19 protein-coding genes and 1 riboswitch are annotated in these 20904 nt (G+C 68.5%); of the genes, 7 read left to right on the forward strand and 12 right to left on the reverse strand.

The genetic code is table 11. From position 1 onward, the window contains the following. The first annotated feature begins 55 nt into the window (after nt 1-55). The 3 genes from LGN19_RS09230 to LGN19_RS09240 all read left to right on the forward strand — a co-directional run bounded on the left by LGN19_RS09230 (nt 56) and on the right by LGN19_RS09240 (nt 2380). Complete coding sequence (locus LGN19_RS09230) at nt 56-442, forward strand: DUF883 family protein (RefSeq protein WP_122949110.1); 387 nt, start codon at nt 56-58, stop codon at nt 440-442. 64 nt (nt 443-506) lie between these two features. Next, nucleotides 507-1091: a YSC84-related protein gene (locus LGN19_RS09235; RefSeq protein WP_122949109.1), complete on the forward strand. Its 585-nt coding sequence runs from the start codon at nt 507-509 to the stop codon at nt 1089-1091. Nucleotides 1092-1327: 236 nt separating this feature from the next. After that, nucleotides 1328-2380, forward strand: coding sequence for an AI-2E family transporter (locus tag LGN19_RS09240; protein WP_122949108.1), 1053 nt, complete (start codon nt 1328-1330; stop codon nt 2378-2380). Nucleotides 2381-2423: 43 nt separating this feature from the next. Here LGN19_RS09240 and LGN19_RS09245 read toward each other — a convergent pair whose 3' ends face one another. The 6 genes from LGN19_RS09245 to LGN19_RS09270 form a co-directional block, all read right to left on the reverse strand. Then, a complete protein-coding gene (locus LGN19_RS09245) occupies nt 2424-2939 on the reverse strand; it encodes a thioesterase (protein ID WP_226214147.1) in 516 nt (171 codons plus the stop codon). 208 nt (nt 2940-3147) lie between these two features. Beyond that, nucleotides 3148-4164, reverse strand: coding sequence for an NADP-dependent oxidoreductase (locus tag LGN19_RS09250; RefSeq protein WP_043177915.1), 1017 nt, complete (start codon nt 4162-4164; stop codon nt 3148-3150). 37 nt (nt 4165-4201) lie between these two features. Then, nucleotides 4202-4990, reverse strand: coding sequence for an SDR family oxidoreductase (locus LGN19_RS09255; protein WP_021157604.1), 789 nt, complete (start codon nt 4988-4990; stop codon nt 4202-4204). A gap of 463 nt (nt 4991-5453) precedes the next feature. After that, nucleotides 5454-6044 carry a phosphatase PAP2 family protein gene (locus LGN19_RS09260; protein WP_226214156.1) on the reverse strand — a complete coding sequence of 197 codons (591 nt, stop codon included), beginning with the start codon at nt 6042-6044 and terminating at the stop codon, nt 5454-5456. An 81-nt stretch (nt 6045-6125) separates the two neighbouring features. After that, nucleotides 6126-7442: an Nramp family divalent metal transporter gene (locus tag LGN19_RS09265; protein WP_122949105.1), complete on the reverse strand. Its 1317-nt coding sequence runs from the start codon at nt 7440-7442 to the stop codon at nt 6126-6128. Then, nucleotides 7391-8443 (reverse strand): helix-turn-helix domain-containing protein, encoded by a 1053-nt coding sequence (locus tag LGN19_RS09270; RefSeq protein ID WP_175221764.1) that lies wholly within the window; start codon nt 8441-8443, stop codon nt 7391-7393. Before LGN19_RS09270 ends, LGN19_RS09265 begins: the two co-directional genes overlap by 52 nt. A gap of 497 nt (nt 8444-8940) precedes the next feature. On the opposite strand from LGN19_RS09270, the gene LGN19_RS09275 reads away from it, so the two are divergent. Both LGN19_RS09275 and LGN19_RS09280 read left to right on the forward strand, forming a co-directional pair. Next, nucleotides 8941-9864, forward strand: a complete 924-nt coding sequence (locus LGN19_RS09275; protein ID WP_226214158.1) for a LysR family transcriptional regulator — start codon at nt 8941-8943, stop codon at nt 9862-9864. A 96-nt stretch (nt 9865-9960) separates the two neighbouring features. Beyond that, on the forward strand, nt 9961-10362 hold the full coding sequence (locus LGN19_RS09280; RefSeq protein ID WP_174958187.1) for an OsmC family protein: 402 nt from the start codon (nt 9961-9963) through the stop codon (nt 10360-10362). Between the two features lie 102 nt (nt 10363-10464). Here LGN19_RS09280 and LGN19_RS09285 read toward each other — a convergent pair whose 3' ends face one another. Continuing rightward, nucleotides 10465-11346, reverse strand: a complete 882-nt coding sequence (locus tag LGN19_RS09285) for a Dyp-type peroxidase (protein ID WP_174958188.1) — start codon at nt 11344-11346, stop codon at nt 10465-10467. A 489-nt stretch (nt 11347-11835) separates the two neighbouring features. Here LGN19_RS09285 and LGN19_RS09290 point away from each other — a divergent pair, with 489 nt between their 5' ends. Both LGN19_RS09290 and LGN19_RS09295 read left to right on the forward strand, forming a co-directional pair. Next, nucleotides 11836-13698, forward strand: a complete 1863-nt coding sequence (locus LGN19_RS09290; RefSeq protein ID WP_175221762.1) for an ABC transporter ATP-binding protein — start codon at nt 11836-11838, stop codon at nt 13696-13698. A gap of 206 nt (nt 13699-13904) precedes the next feature. Beyond that, nucleotides 13905-14618 carry a riboflavin synthase subunit alpha gene (locus tag LGN19_RS09295; RefSeq protein ID WP_122949099.1) on the forward strand — a complete coding sequence of 238 codons (714 nt, stop codon included), beginning with the start codon at nt 13905-13907 and terminating at the stop codon, nt 14616-14618. A 62-nt stretch (nt 14619-14680) separates the two neighbouring features. On the opposite strand, the gene LGN19_RS09300 is transcribed toward LGN19_RS09295, so the two are convergent. The 5 genes from LGN19_RS09300 to LGN19_RS09320 all read right to left on the reverse strand — a co-directional run bounded on the left by LGN19_RS09300 (nt 14681) and on the right by LGN19_RS09320 (nt 20889). Continuing rightward, nucleotides 14681-15268 (reverse strand): shikimate kinase, encoded by a 588-nt coding sequence (locus tag LGN19_RS09300; RefSeq protein WP_226214160.1) that lies wholly within the window; start codon nt 15266-15268, stop codon nt 14681-14683. 70 nt (nt 15269-15338) lie between these two features. Next, on the reverse strand, nt 15339-16580 hold the full coding sequence (locus LGN19_RS09305) for a voltage-gated chloride channel family protein (protein WP_175221761.1): 1242 nt from the start codon (nt 16578-16580) through the stop codon (nt 15339-15341). A 79-nt stretch (nt 16581-16659) separates the two neighbouring features. Beyond that, nucleotides 16660-16763, reverse strand: a riboswitch (Fluoride riboswitch). 84 nt (nt 16764-16847) lie between these two features. Then, the gene (locus tag LGN19_RS09310) at nt 16848-17867 is read right to left on the reverse strand and encodes a chemotaxis response regulator protein-glutamate methylesterase (RefSeq protein ID WP_174958192.1); all 1020 of its coding nucleotides are present in this window, start codon (nt 17865-17867) and stop codon (nt 16848-16850) included. Then, nucleotides 17864-20173, reverse strand: coding sequence for a hybrid sensor histidine kinase/response regulator (locus LGN19_RS09315; RefSeq protein ID WP_226214162.1), 2310 nt, complete (start codon nt 20171-20173; stop codon nt 17864-17866). The genes LGN19_RS09310 and LGN19_RS09315 overlap by 4 nt, the downstream gene beginning before the upstream one ends. Continuing rightward, nucleotides 20170-20889 carry a chemotaxis protein CheW gene (locus LGN19_RS09320; protein WP_226214163.1) on the reverse strand — a complete coding sequence of 240 codons (720 nt, stop codon included), beginning with the start codon at nt 20887-20889 and terminating at the stop codon, nt 20170-20172. The genes LGN19_RS09315 and LGN19_RS09320 overlap by 4 nt, the downstream gene beginning before the upstream one ends. Between the last annotated feature and the right edge of the window lie 15 nt (nt 20890-20904).

Consider the following 20904-nt stretch of genomic DNA (forward strand, 5'->3'; position numbering starts at 1 on the left):
TGCTGGGATTCGTCTTATCTTCAAATTGGCCTTGAATCGAAGGAGGATAAACACCATGGCGCTCACTGACTCGATCGAACACAAACTGGATCGCGGCCTCTCCGACATTCGTCGCACGGGCCGGCGTGTGGGCCGCACGACGCGCTCGGCGGCCCGCGACCTGCATGCCGACGTCACCGACGATCTGCGCGGGCTGGTCGACGAACTCGAAGATCTGCTGAAAAACGACGGCGACGGCGATATCGCCGCGCTGCGCAAGCGCGTGCAATCCAGGCTCGATGAAGCGCGCAGCACGCTCGACCATGCGTCGGGCAGCGCGGCCGCCCGGCTGCGCGATTCGGCCGAACGCGTGTCGCAGGTCGTGCACGACAACCCGTGGCAAACCGCCGGCGTCGTCGCCGGCCTCGCGTTCGTTGCGGGCCTGCTCCTTGCCCGCCGTTGAACGGAGCAGGCCGCCCCGCGCCCGTACCGTCCGTCCTCAATCAGACAAACGAAGGAGAAACGCCATGCAGAAGACCTTTGCCATGAAAGCCGCCGCCGCCGTCCTGCTCGGCAGCCTCGCGCTCGCCGGCTGCACGACCACGCCGGACAAACCGGAAGGCGCCGCGGCCAGCGCGTCGAAGCGCGAGTCGATCGACGCCAGCGTCAACGCGACGCTGTCGCGCCTCTATTCGACGGTGCCGGGTTCGCGTGAACTCGTCGGGAAATCGCGCGGCGTGCTCGTGTTCCCGAACGTGCTGCAGGCCGGCTTCATCGTCGGCGGCCAGTCCGGCAACGGCGCACTGCGCGTCGGCGGCAGCACGGTCGGCTACTACAACACGTCGTCGCTGTCGGTCGGCCTGCAGGCCGGCGCGCAATCGAAGGCGATCGTGTTCCTGTTCATGACGCAGGATGCGCTCGACTCGTTCCGCAAGTCCGATGGCTGGGCCGCCGGCGCCGACGCATCGGTCGCGGTCGTGAAGGTCGGTGCGAACGGCGCGGTCGATACGACCACGGCCACCGCACCGGTCGAGGTGCTGGTCCTGACCAACGCGGGCCTGATGGGCGACCTGTCGGTGAACGGCACCAAGGTCACGAAGCTCAATATCTGACGATGCGACACGCGGCGTTGCGCCGCGTTTGCTTCCCGGCAGCGCCGCGGCCCCGGCCGCGGCGTTTTCGCATGTGCCGCGCGCAGCGGCTATGATGGCGGCACCTTTGCGGGCATACTCCGGTTCGGGCCGCCCGACGGCGCATTTCGGCGCGAACCCGTGACGATCGTGAACCGATCGTGCGCGGGGCAACGAGATTCAATCAAACCACGCATCAATCTGCGCGAATGTCATCCATGGAAAGCGGACACGACCACCAAAAATTCTTCTATTTCCTGCTGGCCGCGGTCACCGTCGGACTCTGCTGGATCCTCGCGCCGTTTTCCGGAGCCGTGTTCTGGGGTACCATTCTCGCGATCCTGTTCCAGCCCGTGCAACGCTGGCTCGCCGCGCGCTTCGGCAAGCGGCGCAACCTGGCCGCGCTCGTGACGCTGTCGCTGATCGTCCTGATCGTGATCCTGCCGCTCGTGTTCGTCGCCGCGACGCTCGTGCAGGAAATCGCGTACGTGTACCAGGAAATCAAGACCGCACAGCCTAACTATTCGCAATACTTCCAGGACATCATCCACGCGCTGCCGTCGTCGATCCAGCACCTGCTGCAGAAATACGGGCTGAGCAACCTCCCGGGCATCCAGAAGAAACTGACCGATGGCGCCGCGCAGATCAGCCAGCTCGCTGCAGCGCAGGCACTCAGCATCGGCCAGAACACGTTCCAGTTCGTCGTGAGCTTCGGCGTGATGCTGTACATGGTGTTCTTCCTGCTGCGCGACGGCGGCGAGATCGGCCGCCGCGTGCGCCGCGCGCTGCCGCTCGACGACGAGCACAAGAACCTGCTGCTGGCAAAATTCACGACGGTCGTGCGCGCGACCGTGAAGGGCAACATCGCGGTCGCGCTCGTGCAGGGTGCGCTCGGCGGCCTGATCTTCTGGATCCTCGGGATCGAAGGCGTCGTGCTGTGGGGCGCGCTGATGGCGTTCCTGTCGCTGCTGCCCGCGATCGGCGCGAGCCTCGTATGGGTGCCGGCCGCGCTCTACTTGCTGATGATCGGCGCGGTGTGGAAATGCGTGATCCTCGTCGTGTTCTGCGTCGGCGTGATCGGCCTCGTCGACAACCTGCTGCGCCCGATCCTCGTCGGCAAGGACACGAAGATGCCCGACTGGGTCGTGCTGATCTCGACGCTTGGCGGGATGGCGCTGTTCGGCATCACCGGCTTCGTGATCGGGCCGCTCGTCGCCGCGCTGTTCATGGCGAGCTGGGACATCTACGCGCGGGCCGAACAGGCCGAATGACCCACCGCGCGGCCACGTGCCGCGCATCGGCGGACATTCGCCGTCACGGATGACGAATGCGGATCACGACGGGCGCCACGGCGCCCGTTTCTTCATCCGCCGCCAGCATCATCACGCCGCCATACGGCCCTACGCGATACGTACGGCCCGATACCAGCGGCACGCGTCGATCGTCGTGCGCATCGCGCCACGTTGCACGCACACGCGAAGCGACATCCGGCGCGAACGGTGCACCGTCGGGCCCGACCAGTGCCACATGGGCACCCGGCAAACGCCGGCCATGCGCATCGAATCGCAGCGTTGCCGCCGCCCCGCCGTTCACCCTCTCTCGCCCTTCGACCACCACGCCCGACCGCGCATCGAGCGTCACGTCGTAGCAATCGACGAGCGCGCCCGCGAACCGCACGACGCCGCCTGACGCGGCGTGCCCGGCCGCCACCGCATTCGACACCGCGAACGCCACGCCAAGCCCGATCGCCATCCGCCGCGCGACACCGGCGCCCCGCACCGTTCGATTGCGCATCGCCACCGATGCCAGCTGCTTCGCGTCGTTTCGCATGTTCCCTCTCCTCTGCCGCGTGCCCAGAAAAAAAGGCGGCGTGACGCGTCGGTCACGCCGCCTGTCTGCTGGCAATCACTTTAGGGAGAGAAGCCCGGACAATATATGGGACAAGTCCGAAACTAAGACACGGTTGCTCGAACGCACCGCGTCCGCCACCCGCTCGCGGCAGCGTACGAACGACCTCGCACGCCGTGCCGCGGGCCGGTCACGCGTCGGGATCGACGCGCAGCACGAGCTTGCCGCGATGGTCGCCGTCGAACAGGCGATTCAGCACGTCGGGCGCGTTTTCGAGACCGTCCGCCACCGTCTCCTCGGCCTTGAGCCGGCCGTCGCGCAGCCAGCCCGCGAGCGTCTGCACGGCCTCGCGGCTCTTGCGATAGTCGAGGATCAGGAAGCCGCGCATCGTCAGCCGCTTCGAGATCAGCACGCCGACGTCGTCCGCCGCGCGCCCGCTGTTGTAGTTCGAGATCACGCCGCACAGCGCGACGCGCCCGCCGATCACCATCCGCGACAGCACCGCGCGCATCACCTCGCCGCCGACGTTCTCGAAGTTCACGTGCACGCCGTCCGGCGTCGCCGCTTTCAGTTGCTGACGGAAATCGTCGGCCTTGTAGTCGACGGCCGCGTCGAAGCCGAGCGTCTCGGTCAGGTAGCGGCACTTGTCCGCGCCGCCCGCGATGCCGACCACGCGCGCGCCGTGGATCTTGCCGATCTGCCCGGCGATCGAGCCGACCGAGCCGGCCGCCGCCGATACGACGAGCGTCTCGCCGGGCTGCACCGGCGCGATGTCGGTCAGCCCGTAGTACGCGGTCAGCCCGCTCATCCCGCACGCGCCGAGTAGCGTCGGCAGCGGCAGGCCCGACTGCGCGGGCAGCTTCACGAGCTGCGCGGCCTGCTCGGCCGGCACGACCGCGTAGTCCTGCCAGCCGACCAGCCCCTGCACGAGATCGCCTTCCGCGAACCCCGCATGGCGCGACGCGACCACGCGCCCGATGCCGAGCGCGCGCATCACCTCGCCGATCGCGACGGGCGGCAGGTACTGCGGCACGTCGCTCATCCACACGCGGTTGGTCGGGTCCATCGACAGATACAGCACGCGCACGAGCACCTCGCCGTCCGCGAGCGCCGGCACCGGCGTCTCGACGAGCGAAAAATGTTCGCGGCCGACCCGCCCTTCCGGGCGCGTCTTCAGCAGCAGTTGGCGGTTCACGGGTGTCGACACGATGTTCTCCTCCAGGTGTTGTTGTTCGGGATGCGCGTCAGACCGCGCACATGCCGCCGTCGATCACGAGTTCGGCGGCCGTCACGAAGCGGCTCTCGTCGGATGCGAGATACACGGCCGCGTGCGCGACGTCGTCCGGCTCGCCGAGCCGGCGCAGCGGAATGCCGCGCGCGAGCTTGCGCGTGGCGTCGCGTTCGCCGAGCGACTGGAACAGCGGCTCGACGATCCCCGTGCGGATGAATGCCGGGTGAATCGAGTTGCAACGCACGTCGATCTCGCGGCGTGCGCAGTCGATCGCGACCGACTTCGTCAGCGACGCGACCGCCGCCTTCGACGCGTTGTACGCGGTGAAATCCGGCTCGACCTTGAACGCGGCGACCGACGAGATGTTGATGATCGACGCAGGGTGGCTCTCGGCCAGGTACGACAGCGCATGCTTGCAGCCGAGCACGATGCTCTCGACGTTGATCGCCATCACGCGCCGCCATTCGTCCAGTTCGATCTGCGCAGGCGAGCCGATCGAGCCGACGCCCGCGTTGTTGACAAGCACGGACAGCCCGCCCATCGCATCGACCGCCTGCGCGAGCAACGCCTGCCAGCGCGCCTCGTCGCGCACGTCCTGCGTCGCGGCGAACGCGACCGGCGCCGCATGGCCTGCGTTGAGTTCCTGCGCGAACGCGTCGAGCACCGCGGCGTCGGCGATGTCGGTCACGAACACGCGCGCACCCTGCTCGACCATCCGGCGCGCGATCGCGCGGCCGAGGCCGCCGGCGGCGCCCGTGATGTATGCGCACTTGCCGGCAAGGCGCGAAGAAACGACTGTCATGTGACCTGCTCCTATCGTGAATCGTCGTCGCGGATGGCGACCGCGACGGGTTTGCCGTGCCTGCTCCGGCCGCTGCGGGCCGGTTGGCCGCGCCTCGACATCACGAGACACCGCACGGTTTCCGCGAGTATATCGAGATGAACGCGACGCGCACCGGGCAGGCCAGGTAGCCGGCCCCGGTTGAACGACAGCCAGCGTACGCGAATGGTGCCAATCGATGAAATGAATATTCGTTATGCCCGGTCATAGACCCGGTTCATGACCTTCGCGTGCCGGCATGCAAGCACGGGCCGGCGCCACCAACCGCGTGGGCCGGCTGGTTCATTGATTCAGGGAATGACGGGGGTTGCGTTCCACGCGGGCGAGGAAGCGGTCGGGAAGCGGAATCGGCGTGCCATCGTGGCACCGCCGGGCGAACGCCGGCGGCAAGCAAGCGGCGCCGGGGCGCCGCGTCAGGCGACCGTCAGAAGCCGTCGCCCGACGGCGCGCGCACGAACGCGCAGAGTTGCGGCGAATGGGTATCGATCATCTGCTGGAACGGCGCACGGTGTCCGTACGCGATGCCCGACACGAGCAGCAGGCAGACGGCCGCGACGCGCGGCGAGAATGCACGCTGCCGCGCGCCGTCATAGCCGCGCAGGAACAGCAGCGCGACCAACGCGCCGAGCATCCAGCCGACGATCACTTCCGGAACGGTGTGCGAATGATCGAACACGCGTGCGACGGCCGTGATCGCACCGACGGCCAGCCCGGCCGCGATACCGGGCGCCTTGCCCGGCCGGAACGCCTGCCACAGCATCGACAGCGCGACGGTCCACACGGACGTCGACAGCATCGTATGGCCGCTGATCACGCGAAAATCGAATTGCGGCAGCTCGATGCCGCACCCGGCATACAGGATCTTCGTTGCGCCGACGAGGCCCATGCCGGCGGCGAGCAGCACGCCCCAGCGGACGGCGAGGCGCCAGTTGGTCAGCGCGAGCCACGCCGCGCACGTCAGCGCGATCGGCAGGGTCAGCGCGGCATCGCCGATGTTGCTGATTTCACTCCACATAACGGACTTCGGACGACGATCGAAAGGCCGCAGTTTACCGCATGCGCGCAGCGCGCCTGTTTCAGCCTGTGACAGCCTGTATCAGCCCGCCACACCGGTAATCAGCAGCAGGTTCGTGCCGGTGATGACGACGAACAGCGCCCACGCGGCGATTTGCATCCCGCGCCCGATCGTGTGCTCGCCCATCGTGTTGCGATCGCTGACCGAGCGGATCAGCGGCCACATCGCGAACGGCAGCTGCAGGCTCAGCAGCACCTGGCTCCACACGAGCAACTGCCCGACCGAGCCGTCGCCGAGCCACAGCACGCCGATCAGCGCCGGCACGAGCGCGAGCCCGCGCGTGATCAGCCGGCGCTGGTAGCACGGGATCTTCGTATGCAGGAAGCCGTCCATGATCACCTGGCCGGCGATCGTGCCGGTGAGCGTCGAGCTCTGCCCCGACGCGAGCAGCGCGATGCCGAACAGCAGCGCGGCCGCGCCGCCCGCGATCGGCGTAATCAGCTTGTACGCCTGCTCGATGTCGGTCACGTTGTGCTGGCCCGTCGCATGGAACGCCGCACCCGCGACGATCAGGATCGCCGCGTTGACGAGCATCGCGACGAACAGCGACACGAAAGTATCGATGCGCACCAGCGCGAGCGTGTCGCGGATCGTCCCGCGTGCCCCGCCCACCACGCGCCGCGTCTGCACGACCGACGAATGCAGGTACAGGTTGTGCGGCATGATCGTCGCGCCGACGATGCCGAGCGCGAGCACGATCGCGTCCTTGCGGTCGTGGCCCGGATCGCCCGGCACCAGCCCGCCGACCACCGCATGCCAGTCGGGCGGCGTGATCGCCACCTGTGCGACGAAGCAGAACGCCATCGTCGCGATCAGCGCGAGCACGATCGCCTCGATCTGCCGGAATCCCTTGCCCTGCAGGCCGAGCACGATCACCGTGTCGAGCGCGGTCAGCACGATCCCCCACGCGAGCGGCACGCCGAGCAGCAGCTTGAACGCGAGCGCGCAGCCGAGCACTTCCGCGATGTCGCACGCGATGATCGACACTTCGGCGGTCACCCACTGCACGATGCGGCCGAGCCGGCCGTAGCGGTCGTAGCTGGCCTGCGCGAGATCCCTGCCCGCGACGAGGCCGAGCCGCGCCGCGAGCATCTGCAGGAAGATCGCCGCGAGGCTCGAGAACGCGACGACCCACAGCAGCGAATAGCCGAACTGCGAGCCGGCCTGGATGTCGGTCGCCCAGTTGCCGGGATCCATGTAGCCGATCGCGACCAGCAGGCCGGGGCCGAAGAAGCGCTTGAGCTTCTGCCAGCGCGGCGCGCCGGCATCGATCGTGATGCTGCCCTTTACTTCCGACGGGCAGAAAGGGGCGGTGGCGGTAGTGGGGAGGAGGGGCATGGAAACCGGGGATCGAGATCGCGACAGGACGATTCTACGGGTATCCGACCTGTTTTCTCCCGCGCGGCGGCGCACGCGGCGCACTGCCCCCCGGCGTCGTCGCAGGCCCCCCCATCCGCATCGGGCGGCATGGCGCCTCGGGTGAGGATCCTTTCGCGTTCGGTGACGCGAAATTCCGTCGGCGACATCAGCATGCGCTGGCGAAACAGCTTCGCGAGCCGCTCGCCGCTGCCGAACCCGGTGCGCCGCGCGACCTTGTCGGCCGGCAGCGTCGTATGAACCAGCATGTGGCAGGCGCGCTCGAGCCGCACGTGCTGGACGAACTCGGTCGGCGTCACGCCGATCTCCTTCTTGAAGCGCCGCAGGAAATTGCGCTCGCTCATCGCGGCGGCCTGGGCGGCGTTCGCGATCGAGATGCGGTTCACGCTCTGCGCGCGCAGCCGCTGCGCCGACATCCGGATCGACGGGCTCGCGCTCAGCTCGCGAAAGGCCCACATCGACTGCGTATAGCGTTGCTCGACGGGCCGCAGCATGTTGCTGGCGATCTCCTGCGCGGCGCTGTCGCCAAGGTCGACGCGGAACATGTCGAGCACGGCGGCGAACACGTCGGTTTCGCCGGCCTGCAGCTCGACCGTCGTGGCGACCCGGCGCCCGGCCCGGCCCGGCCGCTCTTCGAGCGTCGCCGACGGCCGCTGCATGGCCGCGAGCGCGGGCAGATCCATCGCGTCGACGATCCAGCGCGCATGACGGCGAATGTCGCTGAGGCGGCGCTGCAATGCGCCGTCCCAGTTGACGGCCGCGCGATCGCCGTGAAGATGAAAGAACGCGAGCGCACGGCGGCCGTGCTCGTCGCCGAGCGGATCGGCCGCGATGCTCACGCCGGACGACGACTGCAACAGCCCCCCGCTTTCGGATACGTACTTCAACTGGTAATCCGCACTGTATGCGTGCAGGCGATTCGCCAGGTTGAAAGCCTCGCCAAGACGCGCGGCCTGGGCCAACGAAAACCCCGTACTCAAATAGATAACGACCCACCTCTGATCTGCTGCATTCACTGGCCAAGCCCCCGACTTGTTTCGACTTCTTTTATTACCGTCGAACTGTCAGGCTTATATTTGGTTTGAATGCGTGCGACAGGACGGCTATCCCGAAATATGAAGCGACGGCATCTTAGCCGAACGGGTCGCGCCTTTGGCGCGAAATGGCCGACCGGGACAGCATGATGGCGGATTACTACAGGCTGTCGGGGGTGACTGGCGGGCGGGCGCCGCGTCGCACGGGCCGTTCTCGCCGATTATTGCGATTATGTGCGGCGCACTTTGCGCATTTCATGACGACATAATGCCTCGGGTATCCGGATAAATGCGCAGCCGGATATCGGCCCAAACGATATCGGCGCCTGTCCCGCGCGATCGACCGCCACGCCGGAACGCCCGCGTATCCGTTGCCTGCGCATCCTTTAGAATCGAGCCACGATTCATCACGCCGCCCACGCCCCGTGCCCGCCGATCACCGTCTCGACCTGAACCTGTTTCGCGTGCTCGACGCCGTCTACGTACATGGCGGCATCGGCGCGGCCGCCCGCGCGCTGCATCTCACGCAGCCGGCCGTCACGCATGCACTCAACCGGCTGCGCGCGCATTTCGACGATCCGCTGTTCGTGCGGCAGGGCAACCGCGTCGTGGCCACCGAACGCACGCGTTCGATCATCGCGGACGTGCAGGTGCACCTGAAGGGCCTGCAACGCACCGCACGCGCGCCATCGGCATTCGATCCCGCGACGCTCGACCTGAGCATCGCGGTCGGCATTCGCGACGTGCTCGAATCGATCGCGCTGCCGCGGATCGTCGCCGCGTTCGCCGACGAAGCGCCGGGCCTGCGGCTCGTGAGCCGCCGCATCGCGGTGGCCGACATCGAGCGCGAACTCGCGTCGGGCAACCTCGATCTCGCCGTCGATCGCCGCGTGCCGACCGGCCCGCGCATCGCCACCGAACACCTGCTCGACGATTCGCTCGTCGTCGCGTTGCGCAGCGATCATCCGCTGGCGCGCGACCCGCTGCGACGCAGCGACTATTTCACGGCGGAGCATGTCGCGGTGTCGTCGCTCGGCGAGCCGCAATCGCTCGACGTGCTGCTCGGCAACGACGGACGCTTCCGCGATATCCGGCTCACCTGCCAGCACTATTTCGCCGCGTGCCAGATCGCCGCGACCGGCAACCTGCTGGTCACGCTGCCGCACACCTATGCGTTGCGGATGGCCGCGCTGCTGCCTATCGTCGTGCGGCCGCTGCCGTTGCGGCTCAAGCCGTTCCCGCTGCTCGCGTACTGGCATGAATCGCGCGACGCCGATCGCGCGCACCAGTGGGTGCGCGAACGCATCGCCGCGCTCGTGCGCAGCAGCGCCGGCGTCGCCGACGCGTAGCCGCACGGCGCGCCGTTGCGATCGGGGCGGTATGCTGACGGCTGCACGCCGCCCCGCGGCGCCCGCTTTCTCGTTCCCGCTGACCGGAGACCTGCCATGTCGCTCATCCATGCCGCCGCCGTCCTCGACGCCGATGCGCCCGACTACGTCGTCCAGCTGCAAGCCGGCACCCACGCGCTGACCGGCGACGAAGCGCCACGCGAAGGCGGCCAGGATCGCGGGCCGGCACCGTTCGCGTTCGTGCTGGCCGGCCTCGCGCAATGCACGGCCGCGACGCTGCGCATGTATATGCAGCGCAAGGCGTGGCCTGCCGCGCGCATCGACGTGCGCACCGAGCTGCATGCGGATCGCGACGGTACCCAATACGTGCGCCGCGTCGTGACGCTCGACGGCCCGCTCGACGACGCGCAACGCCAGCGCCTCGCCGAAATCTGCGAGAAAACACCGGTCACGTTGTTCATCAAGCGCGGCACGCGGATCGAGACGACGTTGAGCTGACACGCAACGCACACAGCGCACGCAACGCACGATCGCCGCGAAAAAAAACGGGGGGCCACGCACGATGCGCGGCCCCCCCGTTTCATCGAACCCGTCAGGCGCTTACAGTCCGAGCGCGGACAGGTCGAGCTTGCCGTCCTTCATCGGCGGGCACCAGAAATACGCGCCCGTCAGCGGCCGCGTAAAGCGGAACAGGCCGTCGACGATGCCGTCATCCGCGCCGCTCATCCGGCGCATCTGCACGTCGAACGCGCGGAACGAGCAGCCGAACGCCACGAAGTAGAGGCCCGCGCGGCGCGCGTCCGACCACGGCGACGAACGGCGCAGCATGAACGCCTCGGGCTCGAAGCTTTCCTGCGCGGTGCGCTTCACGTGCGCGAATTCGGGCGCGTCGTCGAGTTCTTCGTTGTCCGAGCGGCGGCGCCCGATGATGTTGTCCATGTCGCCCGACGGAATGCGCTCCATCTGGTCGAAGTCGTGCAGCCACTGCTGCACCGCGACGAAGCTCGCGCCGTCGCGCCCCGCACCCTGCCCCGTCACGATCGCCGCGGCCACCGCTTCGTCGCCGTCCGGATTCTCGGTGCCGTCTTCATAGCCGGACAGGTCGCGATCGGTCGAATAGCGGAAACCGTCGACCGCGTCCTGCAACGCGAACGCCGGCGCCAGCGCGCGTTCGATCGCCCGCGCGCGCAGCACGATCTCGCCGCGGTCGTCGCCACGCAGCCAGACCCACACGTCGGCCGGCGTGGCCGGCAGCGTGCGGTCTTTCACCGCGAACGTCGGGAATTCGGTCAGGCCCGGGACCGGGTGCCCGAGGTGCGCCGCCAGCGCGTGCCCGAACCCGACCACCGTGTCGCGTCCGTCGACGATCTCGCGCAGCGCGGCCAGTGCCGCTGCCACATTGCCGTCATTCGAAATCGTGAAAGTGAGGTATCGGGACACCGTATCGATCGGGGTCAGGATGCCTTGCTGAACGTCGCTCATCGTTTCCTCAGGAATGTATCGTGGTGAATCTGCGAGGGCCGCGGCGTCGTGCGCCGCAGACGCTGAAGTGTAATCGATGCGCGTGCCGGCCCTTGCGCTGCCGCACTGTGGAAGGGCCGCAAAAGAAGGGCCGAAACCCTGAATACTAACCGTATCGACACTGCAACGCCCATTCGTCAGACGTTGCGGCGCGCCCGGCTCTGCTGATAGAATCTTTTCACGTCTTTTCGGCGTCCTTTCAACCGTTCACTTCAGGGGAGGTGCAGATGTTCCCAATGCCAGCAACCTTCCCGAACGTGGTCCCACGGCACAGCTGATCCAGCCCGCCGTCCGCGCCGGCTCCCGAGTTTTCCGCTAACCCGTCAGCCGCGCCGTTTCCCGACAGCCCGTTTCGTTTTCCGCCCGCGATTTTCGCGCGGTCCGGCTGTTGCGTTTTCGATGTTCTCCGAACCGGAAAGTCCCGTCGCGCGATGCGCCGGGCAACGATAAATGACCAGAAAAACCACCCATCTGGGCGGCCAGGCATTCCAGGCCGTCTTCGGCTTCACCTTCCGTTACTGGCGCAAGCAGCCGGCCCGCACCGCCACGGTCGCGGGCCTCGCGCTGCTCGCCGCGCTCGCCGACGTGCTCACGCCACTGTTCGCCGGTCGCCTCGTCGACGCGCTGTCGATGGGCCTGACCGACCGCGCCGCCGCATGGCATGCGGCCCTCGTCGCGTTCGGCACGCTCGCCGCGCTCGGCCTCGGCGCGACGGTGCTGCGGCAAGGCGTCTACCTGAACATCATCAAGCTCACGCTGACGATGATGAGCGAGATCGCGGCCGCGTCGTTCCATCGCGTGCAGCGCTTCTCGACCGACTGGCACGCGAACAGCTTCGCGGGCTCGACCGTGCGCAAGATCACGCGCGGGATCTGGGCGCTCGACCTGCTGAACGACACCGTGCTGATCGCATTGCTGCCGTCGGTCACGATGCTCGTCGGCGCCACCGTGCTGCTCGGCACGCACTGGCCCGTGATGGGGCTCGTCGTCGGCGCGGGTTCGCTGCTGTACATCACGGTGACGGTCGCGGTGTCGCTCGGCATCGTCGCGCCGGCCGCGCGGCTCGGCAACCTGTGGGATACGCGCATGGGCGGCGCGCTCGCCGATGCCGTGAGCTGCAACGCGGTCGTCAAGGCGTTCGGCGCGGAAACGCGCGAGGAAGCGCGGCTCGCGCGCGTGATCGGCAAGTGGCGGCAGCGCACGCGCCGCACGTGGGTGCGCGGCACGCTCAACGGCGGGCTGCAGGGCGCGATGCTCGTCGCGATGCAGGCCGCGATGATCGGCGTCGCGCTGCGGCTGTGGGCGAACAACGAGGCGAGCGTCGGCGATATTGCGTTCGCGCTGACGATGTTCTTCATGCTGCAGGGCTACCTGCGCGACGTCGGCATGCATATTCGCAACCTGCAGCGCTCGGTGAACGACATGGAAGAGCTCGTCGCGCTCGAACGCCAGCCGCTCGGCATCGACGATCGCCCCGGCGCACCGGCCATCCGGATCGGGCAAGGCGAGATCCGCTTCGAGCACGTGACGTTCCGCTACGACAACCACCCGGTGCCGCTGTATGACGATTTCTCGATGCGGATCGCGCCGGGCGAGCGCGTGGGCCTCGTCGGCCACTCGGGGTCGGGCAAGACGTCGTTCATCAAGCTGATCCAGCGCCTGTACGACGTGTCGGGCGGCCGCATCACGATCGACGGCCAGGACATCGCGCGGGTGCGGCAGGACTCGCTGCGCAGCCAGATCGCGATCGTCCAGCAGGAGCCCGTGCTGTTCCACCGCACGCTCGCGGAGAACATCGCGTATGCGCGCCCCGACGCAAGCCGGGCCGACATCGAGCGCGCCGCGCGGCTGGCCAGCGCGCACGACTTCATCGCCACGCTGCCGGACGGCTATGACACGCTCGTCGGCGAACGCGGGATCAAGCTGTCGGGCGGCGAACGCCAGCGGGTCGCGATCGCACGCGCGTTCCTCGCCGATGCGCCGATCCTGATCCTCGACGAAGCGACGTCGAGCCTCGACAGCGAGAGCGAACTGCTGATCCAGCAGGCGATGGAACGGCTGATGGTCGGCCGCACGACGCTCGTGGTCGCGCACCGGCTGTCGACCGTGCGCGCGCTCGACCGGCTGCTGGTGCTCGATCGCGGCAAGGTGATCGAGGAAGGCAGCCACGACGCGCTGATCCGGATCGACGGCGGCATCTATCGCCGGCTGTTCGAGCGGCAGGCGCTGGAGCTCGCGAAGGGGCTCGCCGATTCGCCGCGGCGCACGGCGGATGACGACACCGGGCCGCTGGGCGAGCCGGCCGAGGTGTAACGCAAGCGCGTCACGGCGCGCGCCGGCGGTGCGGTCATCACCGCCGGCGCGCGTCGGCAAATGGATCCGGATCGAGGCCGTGCCAGGTGCACGGCTTTTTTTGCGCCCGCGAATCTCGTCGCTCGCCCCCAGGCGCGGGCCGCAAGGCCGCCGCTTCCGGGATCACTTATCATGTCGATCAGGAAATTTGCGACTAGGGATCGACCATGTTTACAGGAATTGTCCAGGGCGTTGCCACCATCAAGACCATCGCCGACCACGGGGAACTGAGAACCTTCAGCATCGAATTCCCGGAGCGCTTTACCGACGACATCGAGATCGGCGCCAGCGTGTCGGTCGACGGCGTCTGCCTGACGGTGACGACCATCCATTCGCCGGAGCTGATCGACTTCGACGTGATGCTGCCGAGCCTGCGGATCACCACGCTGGCCGATCTCGCGACGGGCGCGCACATCAACGTGGAGCGGGCTGCGAAAGACGGCGCGGAAATCGGCGGGCATCCGCTGTCCGGCCATGTCGACTTCACCGGGACCATCCGGCACATCGCGATGTCCGAACACAACCGGATGGTGCGCATCGAAGTGCCGGAGGCGTTCAAGCGGTACGTATTCGCGAAGGGCTATATCGCGATCAACGGCTGCAGCCTGACGGTGTCCGACGTCAACCGCGACGAAGGCTGGTTCGATGTCTGGCTGATTCCCGAAACGCGCCGCGCGACGACCTTCGATGCGAAGGGCGTCAACGACACGGTCAACATCGAGATCGAACGCAGCACACAGGTGGTCGTCGATACGATCCGGGAATCGGTCAAGGAAACGCTCGGCGAACTGAACGGCGTCGTCACCGCATTGCTGGCGGAAAAAGGCATCGATATCGAGGAACTGCTGGCGCGCCATGTCGCGCGGCTGCCGAAGCCGTAACGGGTGCCGGCGCAAGCGCAAGCCCGTCGTTAGCGTGAACACGCCCCAGGTGATCCGCTGGATCACCGCGTACCGGCCGCGGCCGGATGCGAACCGTGTTCACGCGAAGCCATCGACGCCACGATAAAGCGCTCGATGTCGGTCGCCACGTGTTCGGGTGGGCCGTCGCTCGCAAACCGCTTGCAGTTCAGGCGCATGAACGCCGGGAACCGATCGCGGATCTTGCGCATCTCGTCGGCTTCATTCGCATGCAGATACGGCCGGGACATTTGCCGGCCCACGATCAGTTTCGCGCAGCGTTCGAGGTCGAACGACGGCAGCAGGAGCGCGGTGAATCCGTCCGCCTCGATGCCACGGCGTAGTGCCGGATAGGCCGGCGCGACATCGTCCGGGTACAGCATGAACCCGGACGACACCGCGCAGATCGTGGGCGCCGACATGCCGCGCCTGAGTTGCTCGTACAGCCGGACGTTGTGCGACGCATACCCGGCATAGCCGTGGCTCCGGATGAAATCGGCGATGTTCCCGTGCGCGGCCAGGAAGCATCGATCCACATCGACGAACCGCCAGTTCAGGCGCGCCGCGACGATCTCCCCGACCGTGGTCTTGCCGGCGCCGCCCGGCCCGATCAGATGTACCCGCAACGACACGTTCCCCCTCCGACATCGCATGCATCGCGTTCCCGGAGGATGCGCGACGACTCTGCCTTCCGCGCCCGCATCATTCCGCCTCCGCCTGCGCGCCCTTCCCCACCGCCACGCGCTGCGCGCGATAGATCCCCGCGTGCCCCGAAAACAGATACGCGACGACACACGCGACGATCGCATACACGCCGATATCCGCGCCGAACAGTTCGATCGCCATGATCGTCGACGCGATCGGCGTATTGGCCGCACCAGCGAACACCGCGACGAAGCCGAGCCCCGCGAGCACGGGCACCGGCAGCGCCAGCACCTGGCCGAGCGCGTTGCCGAGCGTCGCGCCGATGTAGAACAGCGGCGTCACTTCGCCGCCCTTGAACCCCGACGCGAGCGTGACGACGGTGAACGCGAACTTGCCCGCGAAATCGTAGAGCGGCAGCGGGCCGTGAAACGCGGCCTCGATCGTCGGGATACCGAGGCCGAGATACTGCGGCACGTTCAGCGCGGTGGCGGCCGCGGCGACCAGCAGGCCGCCAAGCACCGGCTGCAGCGGCGCATAGCGGACGACGCGCCGGAACCACGCGGTCAGCGCATGCGTCGCAAACGCGAACAACCGCCCGACCATGCCGAACGCAATGCCCGCGATGACCGTCATGGCGAGCCCCGTCGCCGACACGGCCGGCACGAACGGAATCGCATAGGCCGTGTGATGCACGCCCCACGCGCGGCACACGACGTCCGCGACGATCGCGGAGGCGACGCAGGTCAGCAGCGCGTCATACCGCACGCGCCCGATCGCCAGCACCTCGAGCCCGAACACGGCACCCGCGAGCGGCGTGCCGAACACCGATGCGAACCCGGCCGCGATGCCGCCCATCAGCAGCACGCGGCGATGCTCGCGATCGAGACGAAACACGTGCGTGACGCGATCGGCGAGCGCGCCGCCCATCTGCACGGCCGTGCCCTCGCGGCCGGCCGAGCCGCCGAACAGGTGGGTGACGACGGTCGCGACGAGCACGAGCGGCGCCATCCGCTTCGGCACGAGTGCCTTGGGGTCGTGAATCTCGTCGATCAGCAGGTTGTTGCCGCGCGCGACGGACTGGCCGAAGCGATGGTAGATCCAGCCGGTCGCGAAACCGGCGGCCGGCAGCCCCCACAGCAGCCACGGGTGCGCCACGCGCGTGCCGGTCGCCCAGTCGAGCGCGATCAGGAACAAGGCGGAAGCCGTGCCGGCCAGCGTGCCAAGCAGGGCCGAGAGCGCGAGCCAGCGGCACACATAGCGCACGGTCGCGAGAAGATCGGCAGAAGTCGTGAAAAACATGATTTCCAGATTCGACGGAACATCAAAACCTGGGCGGTAGAAATCCGCATGGACGGCCTGCGACCTCCTGACAACCCAGGAACACGCAGGCATCATCAGCCGGGCGAACCGGCGGTTGAGGGCCGCACCGTGCGCAACGCGCCGCATACGACCGCAGGGAGGCATGCCATCTCCGCTGGCCGCCATTGTACGCGACGCCGCGCGACGCCCGCAATGCGGCCAGCGGCACACCGGAACGGGACGGCATCGCGCGCCCCGCGAGCGGCGTCAGTCGCGCAGCGGGCGCTTGATTCGCGAGATCAACTGGGGCGCGATCCGCTCGAGCGGCAGGATCGCCGACGCCGCCCCGATCGCCGCGGCCGCCTTCGGCATCCCGTAGACGGCGCTGGTCGCCTCGTCCTGCGCGATCGTGTAGCAGCCCTTCGCGCGCATCGCCTTCAGGCCGAGCGCGCCGTCGCGCCCCATGCCCGTCAGCAGCACGCCGAACGCCTCGCCCTGCCAGCCGTCGGCGACGCTGTTGAAGAACACGTCGATCGACGGCCGGTACGGTGTCTCGACCGGATGCTGCGTATAGCCGAGCACGCCGCGCGGCGACAGATACAGGTGATCGTTGGTCGCCGCGAGCAGCACCTCGCCGGCCTGCGGCACGCTGCCCTGCCGGGCGACGCGCACCGGCAGCCGCGTATAGCCGTCGAGCCACTCGGCCATCCCGAACGCGAACGCCTGGTCGACGTGCTGGACGATCACGATCGCCGCCGGAAAGTCGGCCGGCAGCGCTCGCAGCAGCGCGGTCAGCGCGGTCGGCCCGCCCGCCGATGCGCCGATCGCGACGAGCGTCGGCTGGCCGCGCTCGGGCGTCGGCCCCGGCGGCACGAGCACCGCGGTGCGGCTTTCGAGCAGCCGGCCGATCTGGTCGATCTTCGCGAGCAGCGCCTGCGGCGACGCGTCGGCCGACAGCCCGAGCGCGAGCGTCGGCGTGTCGACCGCATCGAGCGCGCCGGCGCCCATCGCCTCGTAGACCGACGACGTGTTCGCGCTGACGCTCGCCGTCACGATCAGGATCGCGCACGGCGCGCGCGCCATGATCCGGCGCGTCGCGGCGACGCCGTCGACCTTCGGCATCACGAGATCCATCAGCACGAGATCGGGCGGATGCGCGACGCAGAAATCCACCGCCTCGTCACCGTCGGTCGCGACCCACAGCACGCGGTGGTCCGTGCGCAGCGCGATCACGCGGCGCAGCGCCTCCACGGCCAGCGGCAGGTCGTTGACGATGCCGATGTTCATCCGCGTGCATCTCCGATCAGGTCGTGCACGGCATCGAGCAACGCCTCGTCGTGGAAGCTGCTCTTCGCGAGGTAGTAGTCGGCGCCCGCATCGAGCCCGCGCCGGCGATCCTCGTCGCGATCCTTGTACGACACGATCATCACCGGCACGCGCTTGAGCATCGGATCGCTCTTGATCAGCGTGACGAGCTCGATGCCGTCCATGCGCGGCATGTCGACGTCCGTGACGACCAGATCGAACGCATCGCTGCGCACCGCGTTCCAGCCTTCCATCCCGTCGACCGCGACCGTCACGTCGTAACCGCGCTTTTCCAGCAGCTTGCGTTCGAGCTCGCGCACCGTCAGCGAATCGTCGACGACGAGCACGCGGCGGCGCCGGTCGGCCAGCGCAAGTTGCGGGTCGCGCTTGAGCCGCGCGAGCTGCCCGCCGCGCACGAGCTTGTCGACCGAGCGGATCAGGTCCTCGACGTCGACGATCAGCACCGGGTCGCCGTTCTCGAGCAGCGCGCCGGCCGCGATGTTCTGGATCTTGTGCAGGCGGCTGTCGAGCGGCTGCACGACGAGCATCCGCTCGCCGAGGAAGCGGTCGACCGCGACACCATACAGCTCGGGTTCGCCGCCGACGACCACGACCGCCGTGCTCGTGCGCGCCGCGTCGGGTTCGCCCGCGTCGAGCAGCTGGTGCGCGGCGACCAGCCCCGCGCGCCGGCCGTCGAACGGGAAATGCGGCTGCCCTTCGAGCACGTCGATGTTCTCGTGCGCGAGTTCGAGCGTACGCCGCACGTGCGCAAGCGGGAACGCATACGGCTCGCCGCCGACCTCGACGAGCAGGCTGCGGATCACCGACAGCGTGAGCGGCAACTGCAGCACGAAGCGCATGCCGGCGCCCGGCTCGTTGAAGATCCGCACCGCGCCGCGCACGCCGCGCACCATCTCCTGCACCGCGTCGAGGCCGACGCCGCGACCCGACACGTCGGTCACCGCGTCGCGCATCGAGAAGCCCGGCAGCAGCAGGAATTCGAGCAGCTCGGGATCGGACAGCCGCGCGGCTGTCTCGTCGTCGGTCAGGCGCTGGCGCACGACGGCCGCGCGCAGCGCGTCCATGTCGACGCCCGGGCCGTCGTCGATCACGCTGACCAGCAGCGAGCCGGCGCTGTGGCGCGCCTCCAGCGTCACGCTCGCCTCGTCCGGCTTGCCGCGCGCGCGCCGCGCCTCGGGCGAATCGACGCCGTGGTCGATCGCATTGCGCAGCAGGTGGCCGAGCGGCGCGTCGAGCAGGTCGAGGATGTCGCGGTCGACCTGCGTGCCCTCGCCGACGATCGAGAATCGCACCTGCTTGCCGAGCGAGCGCGCGAGATCGCGGACGATGCGCGGGTACGCGCGCGTCGCGTCGCCGAACGGTCGCATCCGGCACTGCAGCGCCTCGTCGTAAAGCTGCTCGGCGATATGCGTGCTGCGCCGCTCGAAGCGGTCGAATTCGTCCATGCGCTCGGCGAGCGAACGCTGCAGGTCGTTCAGCATGTGCCGCACTTCGTTCATCGACGCGAGCATGCCCGCGTCGAGATCGTCGGCAAATTGTTCGTACATCAAATCGAGCGAGCGGGCCGCGTCGCGCTGCGCGCGCTTCACGCGCAGCATCGATTCGGCGAACGGCTTGAGCCAGCGCGATTCGACCAGCGATTCGCCGGACAAACTCAGCAGCCGGTTCAGCGTGTCCGCCCGCACGCGACGCATCGCGCCGGCGCCTGCCACGCGGCCGGCCTGGGCCGGATCGGGCACCGTGCCCGACACGGCGAGCGGCGGCACCGCGGCGTTGGCGCCGACCGGCTCGTTCGCCGCGCCGTCGTGCTCGCGATACGGCACGACCGACGGCGGCAACGGCGGCGGGACGGCGGCCGGCGCCTGCATCGTCTGCGCGCCGTCGGCACCCGTCAGCGCCGCCGCGAACACGTCGATCTCGGTCTGCGTGACGGGCTGCCCCTGCGGATCGCCGACGCGCACCAGCAAATCGACGCCGGCCAGCAGCACGTCGACGTGCGTGGCCGTCAGCGCGATCGTGCCGGCCTGCGCGGCGACGAAGCACTCTTCCATCCGCCCCGCGATCTCGACGCCGAGCGGCACGCCGACGATGCGCGCGGCCCCCTTCAGCGAATGCGCGGCGCGCATGCATGCCTCGAGCGCGACGGAATCGGGCTCGCCCGATTCGAGCGCGAGCAGCCGCTCGGACAGCGCCTGGGTCTGCGTGCGCGTCTCCTCGCGATACAGCTCGAGCAGCGACAGGTGGCTCAGGTCGTCATCGCCGCTCATCGCATGCTCCGTGTCACGGCGTCGAACAGACGGTCGTCGTCGAGCAGACCCACCGACTTGCCGCGCCATGACAACACGCCGCGCGACAGGCCGGCGCTCGCGCGCCCGACCGTCGCCGGCACCGGCACCCAGTCGGATGCGCCGAAGCGCAGCACACCCTCGACTTCGTCGACCGGAAACACGACCGGCTCGCCCTGGTGCGCCGCCACCAGCAGCCGCGTGAAGCGGCCATCGTCACCACCGTGGCCGTTGCCGCCCTTGGCGGCGTCGAGGCCGAGCAGCGCGCCGATCGAGATCGCGATGCGCAGCGTGCCGCGGATGTTGACCACGCCGCGCACGGCCGAATTGCGCCGATGCGGCAGCGAATGGATCGGGCGCGTGCCGGCGATCTCGCGCAGCACGCCGATCGGCAGCGCGAGCCATTCGTCGGCCACACGGAACGCCAGCGCGGCATGGTGCGTATCGGCGTCGGCGTCAGCATCGCGCACGTGCGGCGCGCCGGACGCGCTCATCCGGCGCGTCGCGTCGGCCATCTCCGCGCCGTCGAGCGGGCGCTCGAGCAGCTTCGCCGCGTGATACGCGTACACCGGGCAGTTCAGGCAGCGCAGGCAGTCGTTCAGCCGCTCGCACGTGCGGTCGCCGCGCGTGCCGATCCGGTTCCAGCAATCGTCGACGTCGATCGTCGTCTCGTCAATGGCAGCGGCGGCGCGGTTCATGAGTTCCTCTGGTCA

This window comes from Burkholderia sp. AU30198 (genome assembly GCF_020419825.1).
Classification (GTDB): domain Bacteria; phylum Pseudomonadota; class Gammaproteobacteria; order Burkholderiales; family Burkholderiaceae; genus Burkholderia.